At 49.7% G+C, this 14,816-nt stretch carries 12 protein-coding genes and 1 riboswitch; of the genes, 8 read left to right on the top strand and 4 right to left on the bottom strand.

Annotated elements, in window-relative coordinates; genetic code table 11:
• The first annotated feature begins 7 nt into the window (after positions 1-7).
• Positions 8-982, top strand: coding sequence for a serine/threonine protein kinase (locus D9T21_RS03915; RefSeq protein WP_123323819.1), 975 nt, complete (start codon positions 8-10; stop codon positions 980-982).
• Between the two features lie 101 nt (positions 983-1,083).
• Here the strand turns inward: D9T21_RS03915 and D9T21_RS03910 are convergent, their stop codons facing one another.
• Positions 1,084-3,147: a winged helix-turn-helix domain-containing protein gene (locus D9T21_RS03910; RefSeq protein ID WP_123323818.1), complete on the bottom strand. Its 2,064-nt coding sequence runs from the start codon at positions 3,145-3,147 to the stop codon at positions 1,084-1,086.
• A 157-nt stretch (positions 3,148-3,304) separates the two neighbouring features.
• Between D9T21_RS03910 and D9T21_RS03905 the strand changes: the two genes are divergently transcribed.
• The 3 genes from D9T21_RS03905 to D9T21_RS03895 all read left to right on the top strand — a co-directional run bounded on the left by D9T21_RS03905 (position 3,305) and on the right by D9T21_RS03895 (position 8,622).
• Positions 3,305-5,632, top strand: coding sequence for a CocE/NonD family hydrolase (locus D9T21_RS03905; protein WP_123323817.1), 2,328 nt, complete (start codon positions 3,305-3,307; stop codon positions 5,630-5,632).
• An 81-nt stretch (positions 5,633-5,713) separates the two neighbouring features.
• Positions 5,714-5,921: riboswitch (cobalamin riboswitch) on the top strand.
• 73 nt (positions 5,922-5,994) lie between these two features.
• Entirely contained in the window at positions 5,995-7,893 is a 1,899-nt protein-coding gene (locus D9T21_RS03900) for a TonB-dependent receptor plug domain-containing protein (protein ID WP_123323864.1), read from the top strand.
• A 102-nt stretch (positions 7,894-7,995) separates the two neighbouring features.
• Positions 7,996-8,622: a thiol:disulfide interchange protein DsbA/DsbL gene (locus D9T21_RS03895; protein ID WP_123323816.1), complete on the top strand. Its 627-nt coding sequence runs from the start codon at positions 7,996-7,998 to the stop codon at positions 8,620-8,622.
• Between the two features lie 82 nt (positions 8,623-8,704).
• Here the strand turns inward: D9T21_RS03895 and D9T21_RS03890 are convergent, their stop codons facing one another.
• Positions 8,705-10,270: a SulP family inorganic anion transporter gene (locus D9T21_RS03890; protein WP_123323815.1), complete on the bottom strand. Its 1,566-nt coding sequence runs from the start codon at positions 10,268-10,270 to the stop codon at positions 8,705-8,707.
• Between the two features lie 191 nt (positions 10,271-10,461).
• On the opposite strand from D9T21_RS03890, the gene D9T21_RS03885 reads away from it, so the two are divergent.
• The 3 genes from D9T21_RS03885 to D9T21_RS03875 all read left to right on the top strand — a co-directional run bounded on the left by D9T21_RS03885 (position 10,462) and on the right by D9T21_RS03875 (position 12,629).
• Positions 10,462-11,076, top strand: coding sequence for a TetR/AcrR family transcriptional regulator (locus D9T21_RS03885; protein ID WP_123323814.1), 615 nt, complete (start codon positions 10,462-10,464; stop codon positions 11,074-11,076).
• 62 nt (positions 11,077-11,138) lie between these two features.
• Entirely contained in the window at positions 11,139-11,477 is a 339-nt protein-coding gene (locus D9T21_RS03880) for a MerC domain-containing protein (RefSeq protein ID WP_123323813.1), read from the top strand.
• A 207-nt stretch (positions 11,478-11,684) separates the two neighbouring features.
• On the top strand, positions 11,685-12,629 hold the full coding sequence (locus D9T21_RS03875; RefSeq protein ID WP_123323812.1) for an AEC family transporter: 945 nt from the start codon (positions 11,685-11,687) through the stop codon (positions 12,627-12,629).
• 22 nt (positions 12,630-12,651) lie between these two features.
• Here the strand turns inward: D9T21_RS03875 and D9T21_RS03870 are convergent, their stop codons facing one another.
• Both D9T21_RS03870 and D9T21_RS03865 read right to left on the bottom strand, forming a co-directional pair.
• Complete coding sequence (locus D9T21_RS03870) at positions 12,652-12,969, bottom strand: BolA family protein (RefSeq protein ID WP_123323863.1); 318 nt, start codon at positions 12,967-12,969, stop codon at positions 12,652-12,654.
• A 3-nt stretch (positions 12,970-12,972) separates the two neighbouring features.
• Positions 12,973-13,614, bottom strand: coding sequence for an alpha-ketoglutarate-dependent dioxygenase AlkB family protein (locus D9T21_RS03865; protein ID WP_123323811.1), 642 nt, complete (start codon positions 13,612-13,614; stop codon positions 12,973-12,975).
• 29 nt (positions 13,615-13,643) lie between these two features.
• On the opposite strand from D9T21_RS03865, the gene D9T21_RS03860 reads away from it, so the two are divergent.
• The gene (locus D9T21_RS03860) at positions 13,644-14,810 is read left to right on the top strand and encodes a methyltransferase (protein ID WP_123323862.1); all 1,167 of its coding nucleotides are present in this window, start codon (positions 13,644-13,646) and stop codon (positions 14,808-14,810) included.
• The last annotated feature ends 6 nt before the right edge of the window (positions 14,811-14,816 follow it).

The raw sequence follows: 14,816 nt of genomic DNA, 5'->3' as shown, positions 1-14,816 counted from the left end.
CCTTAATGTGAGTGACTTTACCTTTGCCGAACTGTCACCCGATATGATCCTTGCCGCACTGGAACAGTGCGGCATTTTTCCTCAATCAGGACTCTTAGCGCTTAACAGTTACGAAAACCGCGTCTACCAGTTTTTAAGTGATGAACAAAAGCGCTATGTAGTGAAGTTCTATCGCCCCCAGCGATGGAGTAACGAACAGATTCTGGAAGAGCATGCCTTCAGCCAGGCGCTTGCCGATGCTGAAATCCCGGTGGTTGCCCCCCTTGTCCATCAGGGCGAAACACTGCATTTTGCTGAGCAATATCGCTTTGCACTATTCAACTCTGTAGGCGGCCGTCAGTTTGAACTGGATAATCTCGATCATCTGGAGTGGATGGGCCGGTTTATTGGCCGCATGCATAAGGTAGCAAGCAGTGCGCCTTTCACGCACCGTCCGACCATGGATATTGAAAGCTATCTAACTATTCCACGGCAAAAACTGGCCAACAGTAAACTGTTACCGGAATCACTGCATACCGCTTTTTTCACCATTCTCGATCAGGTTATTGAGCTCACCAAAGAGTTATATCAACCGGGTAAACTGATTCGTCTGCACGGCGATTGCCACGCCGGAAATATTCTGTGGCGTGACGGTCCGATGTTTGTCGACCTGGATGACAGTCGCATGGGTCCGGCGGTTCAGGACTTATGGATGATGCTCAACGGCGACCGCGCGCAGCAGCAGATGCAGCTTGAAACACTAATAGAATCTTACGAGGAGTTCTGTGAGTTCGACAGTAAGGAACTGGCATTGTTGGAGCCATTGCGGGCCATGCGAATGGTGCATTACATGGCGTGGCTGTCTGACCGGTGGGAAGACCCAGCGTTCCCACGAGCCTTTCCCTGGTTTGCCGAACAGCGCTACTGGGAGCAGCAAATCCTGGCACTGAAAGAGCAGTTTGCTACATTGCAGGAGCCGCCATTATCTTTGGTGCCATACTAAGCACACCACCAACAAGCCGGAGAATTGTTCCTCCGGCTTTGTTTTTGTTGAGCGCTGAAGGTTAAAATGCCGATTACATCAGACTGACATGAACCAACAGCTTACTCGCCAACCGTTCTGAACAGGTTAGTTTGTGCTTCACTACTTGTTGTATACAGCAAAGCACCATGCTGAATATCAAAATGACCTGTTTGAGATCCAACCAGTACTTCCAGCTCGTTGGTAAGTCCATCGTACCTGTAGATCTGGCCTTCGTCTTTGCGGCTATACCAAAACCACTGCTCACCTCGCTTTCGTAGGTTCCACTGCCTGCCGTTAAGCAGCGCAGATCCAGGTATTTCCGAACGGCTTAATTCAATACGCGCATTGGAATAAAAAAGCCGGTTATCGACCGAATACCATAATGTATTTTGCTCGTTGGCGCTGTATTGAATGTACGACCATGTCGGCGCTTCTGCCGTAATTGCGTGGGTGATAAGATGATAGGTATAAACGCGCCAGCGCTCGCCTTCTTTAGCACTGAAGCTCAGCTCAGATGCAGATTTAAACGACACACCGCGAATTTCAGTTTGCGGAAAATCAACAATGGATATCTCGCCGGTAGTAGAGTCAATCAAGTGCAACTCGTTAAAGGTAAGCCCGGCTATATAGCGGTCGTCCGGAGACCAGTGTAAATCCAGGTAATGGCGACTGTCGGTAAACGCGGTGATTTTTCTGCGTTCTCCCGAGGCCAGATCGTATTTCCAGACCTGCTCTTTACCAGAAGCCATACTAATGTAGCCGATGACCTGATGATTAGTAGAGAATGTCGCCAGCAGCTCATCGACCGTATCGTTAGCAATACTGCCCACTTCACCACTCTCTAAATCAAGAATTTGAATGTCCGTGTGCTTATCGCCAGACAAAAATACGTAGTCAGCTCCATTGTTAAACCGGCGGGGTAAACTTATGCGGCGACTGCCTGAAAAGATAACCTGCTTATTGTTTCCCGCTAAATCATAACTAAGTAATTGATAAGCAGGATGTTCCCCCATGAGGATGACATTCTCTCCCGCATGATCCCAAATGCCACAACAGATATAAGCATCCTGTTTAAATAACAGATCGAGTTTGTTGGTTGTTAAATCCAGCGCATAAAAGCCCTCCCATTGTTGCTTATCTGGCGAGGAAATAAGCAACTTATCATTATGGGGGTGCAAATCAAACTGGCTGTTGCCAGATAAATAAAGGTCCGGCTGATTTAGGCGACGTTTACTTTGGGTTGTTAAATCCAGCTCATAGATAGAGTAAGGCGTTCCCGGACCAGCATTCTCACTGAACACCACTCGCTGATCATTATGGGTAAACAAGACTTTACCGTAACTGCCGGCCGGACAACGGTGGATAAGTCGCGGCTCACCTATGATTAAACCTTTTATCTCAACGATATAGTATTCACACCGCTGTGCTGATGCGGCGAGGTAAACCAGCTTGTCACCCTGTTTGCTCCAATCACCTGGCCCGGTATTCAACCCATCGGGGTGGTTTATTTCAGTGCTATTACCGTTGTGTAAGTCTTTGATCATCAGCCGTAAACGCTGTGCCTTAACCGACATAAACGCCATTCGACGCCCATCAGCGCTAAACGACGGAAAGACTTCATTACCATCCATAGAAGTGAGCGCGCGGGCAAACCTTGCTGACGGTTGCGGCGCTTGCCACACTTGCCAGAAGACCATTACCAAGATTACAACGAGAAGCACGGCAATAAAGGGAAGTTTCAGAAAGGACCAACCGGCCTCAGCAGTCTTTTCGTCGGTCTCAGGTCGCGTCACCTGCGCGCCATCAGGCATTAAAGATTGAGCATCATATTCATCAATCCTCGCTACCGGGGCCACAAACTTGTAGCCCTTCTTAGGAAATGTCGCAATAAACTTAGGTTGTCTGACATCGTCTGCAAAGGCGCGGCGCAATTTGGTGATCAGTCGGCTAACCGCATTGTCGGTGACAACCCGGCCCTGCCAGACCTGGTCAATCAGTTGATCAACACTAATGATTTCATTGGGGTGCCGACAAAAATAAGCCAACAGCTCTACCATCAAAGGTTCAAGCTGCAACATCTCAGAAGACGAAGAGAGCGTCTGCTGCTGTTCACAAAACTGATAATTGGCTATTTGCCAGCGCATGAGAGTGCCCTGCTTCACTGTTTGGCTAAAAATACCACGTTGGTTTGCATCGGATCATTATAAATCATCAAAAATCATCGTTTGGTCATGCGTTTTTTCCCTTTTTATTTAGGCTGTTACCCATCAAATAACGGTACCTGAACTAAAGGAGATCGACGTGTTAACGTTAGCGTGTTGTACCTTAAACCACATCAAAACCTGGCTTATTCTGGCGCTTTTCTACTTATTTGTGTTTGCCAGTATGACGCAGAGTAGCCTGGCAGCCGGCAATAACGCACCTACCCCAGCGGCTTTAACAGAAAGTGAACTCTCCAGCGAGAGTGCAGCAATCAGCCTGTTAAACAATACGGCTTTTAACCAGCAACTTGTGGCGCTTGCCACGAATTTGCCAGCTGACACAATCAATAGCCAGACACTATTTAACCGGGTTGCTTTGCTTTCCATATTAAATCAGCATCAGGTTTTACTCACTTTGCTGGATAGTGAAAAAAATGGCGTATCTTATAGTCATTATCGTTTATTTCACGAAGCTCTGAGGCAACATCCTAACGCGCCAAAGCCTGTTTTTGCCGACAAACTCAGGGAACATATCCAGCAACAAGTAAGTATACTCAGCAACGAGAGTTTATATCAGTTACAAGATTCGCTTGGCTGGTCAGTGCAAAGGGCGCTTGATTATGTCATTAACCTGTTAAAACAGTATCAGGCGCTCCCTTCTCTGGATGAAGAGCAAGTGATATCACTGGTTACCAACGTTCATCTCTACCATGTGCTGAAATCAGTGATCCCGGTAAGCAGTGAGATAATTGCCGCTGAAAACCAACACCGCTATCGCATCGAACCGGCCAGGCTGGTGAAGTTAGCCGGGGGCGTTGAGTTAACGCTCACCATCGTGCAGCCAAAACAATCAGCCACTACATTACCCACCGCAATGCAATTCACGATATACGCCGACGAGCGCTCACACCTTACTATGGCGATTCATGCTGCTTCCCACGGTTATGTTGGCGTTATAGCGAATTCCAGAGGGAAACGCCTTAGTAGCAACCCCATTACCCCCTGGGAACATGAAGGTGAAGACGCAGCAGCTGTCATTGAGTGGATTAGCCACCAGCCCTGGAGCAATGGTGACGTGGTGATGTACGGAGGCAGTTACAACGGTTTTACTCAGTGGGCCGCCGCTAAACACATGCCGAAAGCACTAAAAGCCATCGCCCCGTATGCAGCAGCCAGCCTGATCACCGGCCTGCCTTACGAAAACAACATTGTATTAACTGCCAATTATGAGTGGGCTTTTCATGTTACCAATAACAAGACTATGGATGACACCGTGTATGCCGACTGGGCCAAACGAAATGAGCTGCTGAGCCAGTTTTACCAAAGCGGGCTACCGATAACCAAATTGCCAGAACTCGACGGCACACCGAACCCTTGGTGGCAACGCTGGATGGCTCACCCTGACTTCGATGAGTACTACCAGTCGATGGTGCCGGTAGGAGAAGAGTATCGTCATATCACGATCCCGGTACTGACCGTGACCGGCTACTTCGATGGTGGGCAGATATCAGCGCTGGATTACATGAAGCGTCATCAGCAGTTTAACCCCGATGCCGATCACAGATTACTGATTGGCCCGTACTCCCACGGCACTGCACAGGGTAAGGTGTGGGAAAGCTTCAGTAATTACACACTCGATCCGGTGGCGCTCGACAAAGACACTGAAGAGCTTGTGTTTGGTTGGTTTGATCATTTGTTATTCAACAAGAAGATCCCAACACTACTCAGTCATCCGGTTAACTATCAGTTGATGGGCAGCAATCAGTGGCGGCATGCAGAATCACTCGCCGGGTTAAATTCCCGGGGCGTGCAGTATTATCTCGGTACCACTCAACAAGCAAATGGTCAGTACCGGTTACTCACCCGCCAGGAGCATCTGCCAGCCAGTATCGAAATGACGGTTGATATGGGCGATCGCACCACCCAAAGGAATGTCAGCCCCTGGCCATTGATTCAGGACAAGATCAACGATGAAACCGGCTTAGTGTATGTCACCGAAGCTTTTACATCACCAATGGAACTGGCCGGCGCTATAACCGGCAATATTGTGATAAGCACCAACAAACAGGATGTTGATATAGGCTATAACTTTAATGCCATATCGGCAGAAGGTGAGGTGTTTCACTTAAATACCTATCGCAGCAGGGCCAGCTATGCCCACTCTATGCAACAACGACAATTACTTACACCGGGAGAGAAAACGTCCCTGCCTATAGTGAATGCGCGGATGACGGCTAAGCTGCTTGAGCCAGGAAGCCGACTGGCGATCGTGCTAGACGTTAACAAAAATCAGGATGCCCAGGTGAATCATGGCTCCGGTAAGCCGGTTAATCACGAAAGCAGCGCCGATGCCGGTGAGCCGCTAACTATAAAATGGCACAATGACACGCAAATCATGCTGCCTTTAAAGCCCTGGCCCAATCAATGAAGGCGCATAAAGTCATAGGATCACAGCGCGGATCAGCTTGCATTTTTACGCACGGGGCTATTTATCCGATGGCGCTCCCGTTATAATCCCGACCGCTCAGGTGCCTGATGCACGTTCATCGGGATAATCGGGAAGTAAGTGAAAAGCTTACGCTGCCCCCGCAACGGTAATCACGTATTGCATGCACATGTTAATACGATTCCCCTACGCCACCGACTATCGGGAAGGCGGGAATTCATGCCACGGCATGACTGAAAGCCCGGAGACCGGCCTGCGCTGCGTCGGCAACTGCTCATAACGGGCCGGTTGCCACTTCTTATCCGTCTTAGCACTCGGCGGGAGTGCTGTTAAAAGAGCCTTTTATGAAAATTCGATCCCTTTCCTGTGCGGTAGCCCTTGCGTGCGCCGCGAACATTGCCTGTGCCCAGCAATCCTCGGTAGAAACCATTACTGTTACCGGTTCTCGTTTACCGGTTAGCCTGGACAAACTGGCGGCCTCAGTCTCAGTCCTCACCGAAGAAGATATTCAGGCTGCAGGTGCTACCCAGTTAACTGATTTATTACGCGGTATGCCCGGCGTGAGTCTGAGTCAGTCGGGTAGCCCTGGTTCACTAACCGAACTGCGTTTGCGTGGTAGCGAAACCAATCACCTGTTGGTATTGATCGACGGCGTGATTGTGAATGACCTCAGCCAGGGCGGTCTGGTAGATTTTGCCCACCTCACCGCAGATAACATTGCCAGAGTTGAATTGCTCCGTGGTGCACAAAGTGCACTGTGGGGCAGTGGTGCGGTGTCTGGTGTACTTAGCATCACAACTAAAGCGGGCAGTGAGAGTAATGACAACACGTCACTGAGTGCTGGTATTGGTAACGCCAGCACCTATCGTGCTTCCGTCTCAACACAGCAGTCGCTGGACAACCTGAGCGTGTCTCTGTACGCCAATCACTTTAATACCGATGGCGACAATGTGTCGCGTAGCGGCGGCGAAGATGATGGTTACCGCAATACCACCGCCGGTTTTGGACTGAACTGGCAGGCAACCGCCAGTAACACCTTTATGGCCGGTGCACGCATGGTTGATTATCGCAACGACTATGATGCAAGCGACTTCACTACCGGCCTGCCAGCCGATGCCGACAACGTTACCGATGGCGACCAGTTAACCTCCTACTTACAGTGGAACCTGGCTATCGCTGAGTTAGGCTATACCAGCGAACTTAAAGCCCAGTACCACAAGGATGATAACGACAACCTGACCAGCGGTTTTGACGCTGGTGGTACCACCGGAGAGCGTAAGCAGCTGAACTGGACTCAGTTTATCACTACCGACGTGGCCCAGTTTGCTATTGGCACTGAGTTACTTCGTCGCGAGTTCGAACAACGAGGACCATCTGACTGGGGCGATCCGAACTATCGTGGCGATGACAGCACCAGCAGTATTTTTGCAGAGTTAACCGGGCTGGGCACAGATGAGCTGACTACGCAGTTCAGTGTACGCTACGACGATAACGATCGCTTCGAAAAGGCCTGGAGTTATCGCGCCGGTGCACACTATGCCCTGAGCCGTCAGGTTAATGTTTTTGCCAGCATCAGCCAGGCTGTTAAAACACCAAACTTCACTGAGCTGTACGGCTATTATCCGGCCCAGTTTATTGGTAACCCTGATCTCAAGCCAGAACAAAGCAGGGAGTTTGAAGTGGGACTGCAAAGCCAGTTCAGCCGTCAGCTTTCAGCCGATTTCAGCGTATTTACTACGCGCCTGGAAAACGAAATCACCAGTGTATGGGACAGCGCCAGTGGCTTAAGCTCGGTGGCCAATGCCAGTCAGGATTCCCGCCGCGACGGCTTTGAAGCATCGCTGCAATGGGTTGCTGATACCTGGCAGTTCACTGCCCACTACAGCTATCTGGATGCCACCAGCGGTGATGGTGCCGATCAGGCGGTTGAACTGCGTCGCCCTAACCATACCGGCTCGGTGACCTACCGCCATTCATTAGCGGTTCAGGGTTTATCTGTTTATATCAAAGCAGATTACACCGGCGTGCGTCAGGATATCTTTTACCCGCCCACGTCATTCAGCGGCGAAGTTGTCAGTCTTGATCCGTACTGGCTAACCAGCATAAACGTGAACTATGACTGGAACCAACAGTGGCAGTTTGGGGTCCGAGTGGATAATGCATTGTCTGAAGACTATGAAGATATCATTGGCTACCGCGGTGCCCAGCGGCGTTTCCTGGTGCATACCAGCTATCGCTTTTAACCGTTAATCGCCGTTTAATTCGCCTGGTCGTCACTGACTAGGCGATTATGTAGCGGTATGATAATCTCAATGTTTATTTGAATTAGAAAGGAAAACACTCGAATGAAGAAGTTTGCTTTGTGGGTTGTACTAGCATTGCTGATTCCATTACAGGCCTCTGCCGCTGTTAAGTGGGAAGAAGGTAAACATTACGAAGAAATCGATAAGCCTTTAAGTGACTCGCCACAAGTCGTCGAGTTTTTCTCCTACTGGTGTCCGCACTGCTACCGCACAGAGCCATTCGTGGCCGATCTGAAAAAGTCGCTGGATGAAGGTGTTAAGTTCGAAAAAGTACACGTTAACTTCATGCCTTACGCCAGCCAGGAAGTGCAGGATGAAGTGACCACAGGTATGTTAATCGCAAAAGCACTGAAGCAGGAAGACAAGCTGAGCGCCGCAATCTTTAACTATATTCATAAACAACGTGCCACCATTACTGACATGAAAGACATCCGTAACATCTTTATTATCAACGGTGTGGATTCAGCAAAATTCGATAAGCTGGCTAAAAGCTTTGGCGTTAAATCAATGCTGGGCAAAAACAATAAAGTCGTAGAAGACTACCGCCGCGAAGTGCGCTCGGTGCCTACCTTCATTGTTAACGGTAAATACAAAGTACAGATTGGCCGTGACCTGACGCCAACTGAACGCCTGGAACTATTTAACTACCTGGCAGCCAAACGCGACTAAAAGCACTTTGCTCCTAATCAAGGGGTCTAATCAAGGTAATCAAGGGGTCAGAGTAATAATTTACTCTGACCCCTTGATTTTTTTAGGCCAGCTTGTCGGTTGCTACACGGTAGCGAGGATCTTCGTTAACGTTTATCTCAACGAATTTACCGGCCTTGTTAAGCAAGCTCTGGCATTCCTGACTAACGTGACGGATATGCAGTTTCTTTCCCGCCTGCTCGTATTTATCGGCCAGACCATCCAGCGCATCAATGCCTGATGAATCCCAGATCCGGCTGTTCTTAAAGTCGATAACCACATCTTCCGGGTCATTAGCCACGTCAAACAGCTCTTTGAAGTGACTTACGGAACCAAAGAATACCGGGCCACGCAGCTCGTAGACTTTCCAGCCATCGTCATCGATATGTGTTTTCGAATCAACGTAGCGAGCAGCTTTCCAGGCAAACACCAGCGCAGAAACGATTACCCCAACTACCACGGCAATGGCCAGGTCGGCAATAACGGTAACGGCGGTTACCAGGAACAAGACAAAAGCATCTTCCTTGTTAACGCCACGGATTATGCGGAACGATGCCCACTCGAAGGTGCCTATTACTACCACAAACATTACACCAACCAGTGCTGCCAGCGGGATCATCTCAATCAGCGGTGCAGCGAATAAAATAAAGCCCAGTAATACTACAGCTGCGGTGATGCCTGATAAGCGTCCGCGACCACCAGAGTTAATGTTAATCATGCTCTGGCCAATCATGGCACAACCACCCATACCACCAAAGAAACCGTTCACGGTGTTAGCAACACCCTGACCAATACACTCTTTATTGCCACGGCCACGAGTGTCGGTCATTTCATCAATCAGAGTGAGGGTTAACAGTGACTCAATCAGACCCACCAGACACAAAATGACCGAGGTTGGTAAGATAATCATCAGCGTATTCCAGTTAAATGGCACCATAGGAATAGCAAACGTTGGCAACTCGCCGGCAAGGGTGGCGCTGTCGCGTTGATCAACCGGCAGCATGTCGCGCACGAAGTCGATAACCGTGCGGGCTTCCAGATCCAGCCCGTGCACTAACAATGTAATAGTGATAATCGCCGCCAGCGATGCGGGGACTGCTTTGGTCAGTTTTGGCAATAAGTAGATGATTGCCATGGTTAATGCTACCAACCCCAGCATGATATAGAGCATAGTACCGCTCATCCACTCCTGGGTACCCAGCGCGCCAGTGACTTTAAACTGCCCCAACTGGGCCAGGAAAATCACAATAGCCAGCCCGTTCACAAAGCCCAGCATTACCGGGTAAGGCACCAGCCGAATAAACTTCCCTAAGCGAAATACACCGCACAATATTTGCAACAAACCGGCCAATAACACTGCGGCAAACAGATATTGGACGCCGTGTTCAGCGACCAGGGCAACCATAACAACTGCCATCGCGCCGGTTGCACCGGAAATCATGCCAGGACGGCCACCAATGGCAGAGGTAATCAGCCCCATCATAAAGGCCGCATAAAGGCCTATCATCGGCTCAACGCCGGCAACAAATGCAAAAGCAACGGCTTCGGGAACCAATGCCAGGGCAACGGTTATTCCTGAGAGCACGTCATTCTTTACGTTACTTTCTTTACTCGTGATGATATCAAACATTACTATCTCAGCACTGAGGTGGTTAAAAATCGGTCGGCGATCCTACCATTACCAGGCTCGTTTGTCCTTTAACAGTTTGTAAAAATCTGCCGCCCGATGCGATAAACGCTGTCAAAGCTGCCCCGTACAACATTGTCTGGGCCGGGTAAGCAGTTACCATAGTCGTTAACACCTCAGATAGTAAAAACTTCATGTCTCTCAATAACAAACAGCAAAAGACTCAGGCCATAATCAAAGCGGCTTGTCATTATTTTCTGCAGTACGGTTACAATGGCGCCACTACCGATCTGATCCAGAAAAAAGCCGGCGTTTCCAAAGCCACCTTATACAATCACTTTCCCACCAAAGAGAGTTTATTTGCCTCGGTGGTGAATACCCGGTGCAAACTCTTTATTGAACAGGTCAGAGCCATTAGTTTGCCCGATACACATTTTTCAGAATCGCTGTTTCGTATTGGTGAAGCGTACTTAACCTTATTACTGGCACCAGAGAATCAGGCCTTATTTCGCGCCATGGTTGCCGAAGCGCCACGCTTCCCGGGGCTTGCGAAAACTTTTTACGATGCCGGGCCCGCCAGTATCCTGCCGGTGATAGCTGAAGCAGTTAACCGTGCCCTGCAAAAACATGAGCTGGCTGATAACGGTTGCGAGCCGCTGCGTCTGGCGACCAATTTTATTACTGTTTTGCGGGGTAAATCGCAGATGTATTGTTTGCTGCATCCGGATTTTATCCCCGACCAGAACACTATTGCTGGGTGGGTTTCTGAAGCCGTGGATATCTTAATGAATCCGGTTCGCCTGCCGTAGGATTGCATTGTGAATTCGCTGCGCCTACACTTTGCAGCAAAAATAACGTCGAAACGTCAGTTATGGATATTAAAGAATACATCGACCAATTCCCGGAAATCGCCGATCGCGAACGTCATGAGCAGTTTACCTTGCTGGAGAAAGCCCGCGACACCAGTTTCAATCCCCCGGCAAAACGCCTGTTCCAAATGTATTGCTGGCTGTTACCGGTATTTATGATTTTTGGCCTGGGTGGTATTTTGTATTCGTTTTTTGGTTACGGCAGCTGGCTGCCCATAGCTGCATTATTGCTTGGCCTAATTATCTCCCGGCAAATGATTAATCAACGCCGCACCGCACTTATGCAGAAAGGACTACAGGAAGTACTCGCAACAGAGTCACCCTCTGCGACATCTGAGTAATTTTGGCTGTTACTGCTTCGATACCAGATTCATACATTCGCGTAAAAAGCGTTCAGCTACAAAGCTCAGCTGCGGAGCTGTAGCTCTTTCACTTTTTCACAACCTGATGCAAGGATTAATGCATTAACCTTGCCCGGTGCCCGCTAATTGGTGGTATGCTGTTGTTTCAAAATCGCTTTCACTGCCTTCTCGGGGTTCTCAACCGCTATGCAAGCATCCACCTTTGATTTTGCCATTACTGTTATTGGCCCGGTCCTCGTTTTACTTATCATGGGAAATGTATTACTGCGCGCCAAACTCATTAATGATGAGTTTGTGGCTAGCGGCTCAAAACTGGTTTTCACCGTGGCCCTGCCAGCCTTACTGTTTATCTCCATCAGTCAGGCTGATTTCAGTAAAGCGGCGAATCCGGTGCTTATCATTACCGGCTTAACCGGTACGCTGGGCTATTTTCTGGTGCTGATGTTAGCCAGTCATCTGATGGTACCGAATCGCCAGGCAACCGGGGTAGTCACCCAGGGCGGCTTCAGGGCCAATATGGGGATTATTGGTCTGGCCTACTGTGCACAGACCTACGGCAATGATGGCCTGGCGGCAGCCTCAGTTTATCTGGGCATGGTCACTATTTTGTTTAATGTATTATCGGTATTCATTCTCAATTTCTACCAGGAAGGCAAGCGCTCACTTACCTCACAGGTTAAAGGCATTGTGAAAAACCCGCTAATAATAGCCATTGTTATTGCATTACCGTTCTCATATTTCGACTGGCGTCTGCCTGTATTGCTAACCACCACCGGTGAATACTTCGCGCAACTTACCTTACCGCTGGCCCTGCTGTGTACCGGGGCCTCGTTGCAGTTCCGCTCATTCAGTGCAGACTGGTTTAATATTAGTCTTAGTTCGTTGAGTAAATGCGTGTTTTATCCGGCTGTGATGGTGGGAGTAGCCTATGCTGCCGGGCTGCGCGGTATGCCTTTGGGCATTGTTTTACTAATGACTATCGCACCCACTGCCGCTGCCAGTTACGTTATGGTACGCACGCTTGGCGGGGATTACCGACTGGCGGCCAGCATCATCGCCATCACCACGGTATTATCATTGCCCCTGACGATTGCGGCGTTCGATTTTCTGTCTGGTCAGGGGCTGCTTTAATCGTTAATACGCTTAACGGTAGTCAGCCGAGTTTGCTGCCGCCCAGACAAGCAGGCGAATCTGCCGAGGTCTGATTACGCTTTTGCCATTCGGCCGGGGTATAAGTGTGCAGAGCCAGGGCGTGTACCGGCCCTGCCAGTGCTTCAGCCACCAGCGCATTCACCTGACGGTGACGGGCAATGAGGCGAAGTCCCTCGAAGGCCTCACTGACAACGGTAACCTTAAAGTGACTTTGCGCGCCATCCGGCACATTATGCATGTAACTTTCATCCAGCACTTCAAGGTACTGTGGTGCGAGTTCATTAGTTAATTGCTGCTCTATAAAGGGTTTTACCTGCATCATTTATGGCTCACCTGCATCGGAGTTTTCAGCCCCGGGAATATATCGAAAGGTTAGATTAATTCTACCACCGATAGGTTTGCGCGTCTTGCTGAGTCCGTGATGATAGTGATGCTGCGTATCGCCAGCCATCACCAACAGGCTGCCGGGCTCCAGCATGAGTTCGCTGCGCTCGCCGCTGCGCAAATGCTTAAAACTAAAGCGCCGGATGCTGCCCAGTGAGATTGACGCTATCACCGGGCGCGGGCCGACTTCGGGTTCATCATCGGCGTGCATTCCCATTCCATCATTGCCATCGCGGTACCAGTTGGCCAAAACACAATTAAACGGCGTATTCAGTTCTGCGCTCAGTCGTTGCTGCAATTGCGTTAAACTGGCTGTCATGGGATGCGGTGGCATGCGTAAATTGGAATAGGTATATTCACAATGCGGGGCGCCGTGCCACGATTGTAAACGTGGAATTTTTACCTCTCGGCCGTACAATTTGATAGTATCCTGCCGCCAGGGTAATTCCTGCTGGAGTTGAAGGTACAGGTCTTGTGCCTGCATTGGCGATAGCCAGTCAGACTGATAACGAATATCGGCATCGGGCAGTGACACAGGCGCTAATGCCGCCGCCTGACTGGCAAATAAATTATATTGCATTATCGATAACACCGGGCAAACCACACATCATGAACACAGAGTTTACACTATCTGACCGCACATTGACGCTGATCCGCTATCCGGCTAAACATCAGCACAAGAGTCTGCAGGCCTGGGACAGCGCTGACGAACTGCTCATAGAGCATATCGCGCAGGAGTTACCGGCGTTATCAGGCAGCCAGCAGCCGTGGATAGTATTTAACGATGATTTCGGTGCGCTGGGATGTCGGTTTGCTGAAGAACAGCCGGTGTGGGTGTCTGACTCAAAGATTGCCGAACTTTCCTTTACTGAAAACCTGGCAACCAACCAACTGCCCGCAGTAACTATGCAGGACTGCCTCGCGCCTTTACCTAACTCACCGGCACTGGTTATCCTCAAAATCCCCCGTACCCTGGCACTACTGGAAAGTCAGTTACTGGCGCTGCGCAAAGTGGCCGGCCCGCAAACCGTTATCGTCGCCGGGGCAAAAGTAAAAACCGTGACTCGCTCTGTGCTGGCGTTGTTTGAAAAGCTTATTGGCCCCACTAAAACGTCACTGGCGAAAAAGAAATCCCGCCTGATTTTTTGTCAGCCGGATCCCGAAGTGCTCAGCCGCGAAATTAAAAATCCGTACCCCACAGTGTGGCCTTGCCGACTCCCCAATGGCCAAACGGTGCAGATCGCCAATCATGCCAACGTGTTTTCCCGCCAGTCGCTGGATATCGGTGCGCGTTTTCTACTCGAGCATATGCAGGTCAGCGACCATGACAACCTGCTCGACCTCGGCTGCGGTAACGGTGTATTAGGGCTTAACGCACTGAGTATGGCACCAAACGCTAAGGTCACCTTTGTGGATGAGTCATACATGGCGATTGCTTCGGCCCGCCTGAATGTTGAAAGCAATTTCCCGGAACAGATTGGCCAGTGCCGTTTTATAGCCAGTAACTGTCTGGAATCCTTACTCGACCAGCCAGCCCGCCCCAGCTTTACCAAAGTGCTGTGTAACCCGCCGTTTCACCAGCAAAATACCATTACTGACCATATTGCCTGGCAGATGTTTCATGACGCTTATGAACTGCTGGACAAAGGCGGTCATCTGATTGTGGTAGCCAACCGGCATCTGGATTATTACCATACCCTTAAACGCTTGTTTGGCGGCGTTACTACCCTTGCCAGTCAGAACAAGTTTGTTATTTTTAGTGCTGCAAAACGATAAGGATAA

It is taken from the genome of Marisediminitalea oceani (assembly GCF_003731635.1).
In the GTDB taxonomy this organism is placed as follows: domain Bacteria; phylum Pseudomonadota; class Gammaproteobacteria; order Enterobacterales; family Alteromonadaceae; genus Alteromonas; species Alteromonas oceani.
Note: the sequence above shows the minus strand (reverse complement) of the source record. Positions and strands in the feature narration are given on the sequence as shown.

Excerpts from the sequence above, each read along its gene's own strand:
- D9T21_RS03860 (WP_123323862.1), top strand. The coding sequence starts at position 13,644 with ATGAACACAGAGTTTACACTATCTGACCGCACATTGACGCTGATCCGC.
- D9T21_RS03890 (WP_123323815.1), bottom strand. The coding sequence starts at position 10,270 with ATGTTTGATATCATCACGAGTAAAGAAAGTAACGTAAAGAATGACGTG.
- D9T21_RS03870 (WP_123323863.1), bottom strand. The coding sequence starts at position 12,969 with ATGCAGGTAAAACCCTTTATAGAGCAGCAATTAACTAATGAACTCGCA.
- D9T21_RS03895 (WP_123323816.1), top strand. The coding sequence starts at position 7,996 with ATGAAGAAGTTTGCTTTGTGGGTTGTACTAGCATTGCTGATTCCATTA.
- D9T21_RS03910 (WP_123323818.1), bottom strand. The coding sequence starts at position 3,147 with ATGCGCTGGCAAATAGCCAATTATCAGTTTTGTGAACAGCAGCAGACG.
- D9T21_RS03875 (WP_123323812.1), top strand. The coding sequence starts at position 11,685 with ATGCAAGCATCCACCTTTGATTTTGCCATTACTGTTATTGGCCCGGTC.
- D9T21_RS03885 (WP_123323814.1), top strand. The coding sequence starts at position 10,462 with ATGTCTCTCAATAACAAACAGCAAAAGACTCAGGCCATAATCAAAGCG.
- D9T21_RS03880 (WP_123323813.1), top strand. The coding sequence starts at position 11,139 with ATGGATATTAAAGAATACATCGACCAATTCCCGGAAATCGCCGATCGC.
- D9T21_RS03865 (WP_123323811.1), bottom strand. The coding sequence starts at position 13,614 with ATGCAATATAATTTATTTGCCAGTCAGGCGGCGGCATTAGCGCCTGTG.
- D9T21_RS03900 (WP_123323864.1), top strand. The coding sequence starts at position 5,995 with ATGAAAATTCGATCCCTTTCCTGTGCGGTAGCCCTTGCGTGCGCCGCG.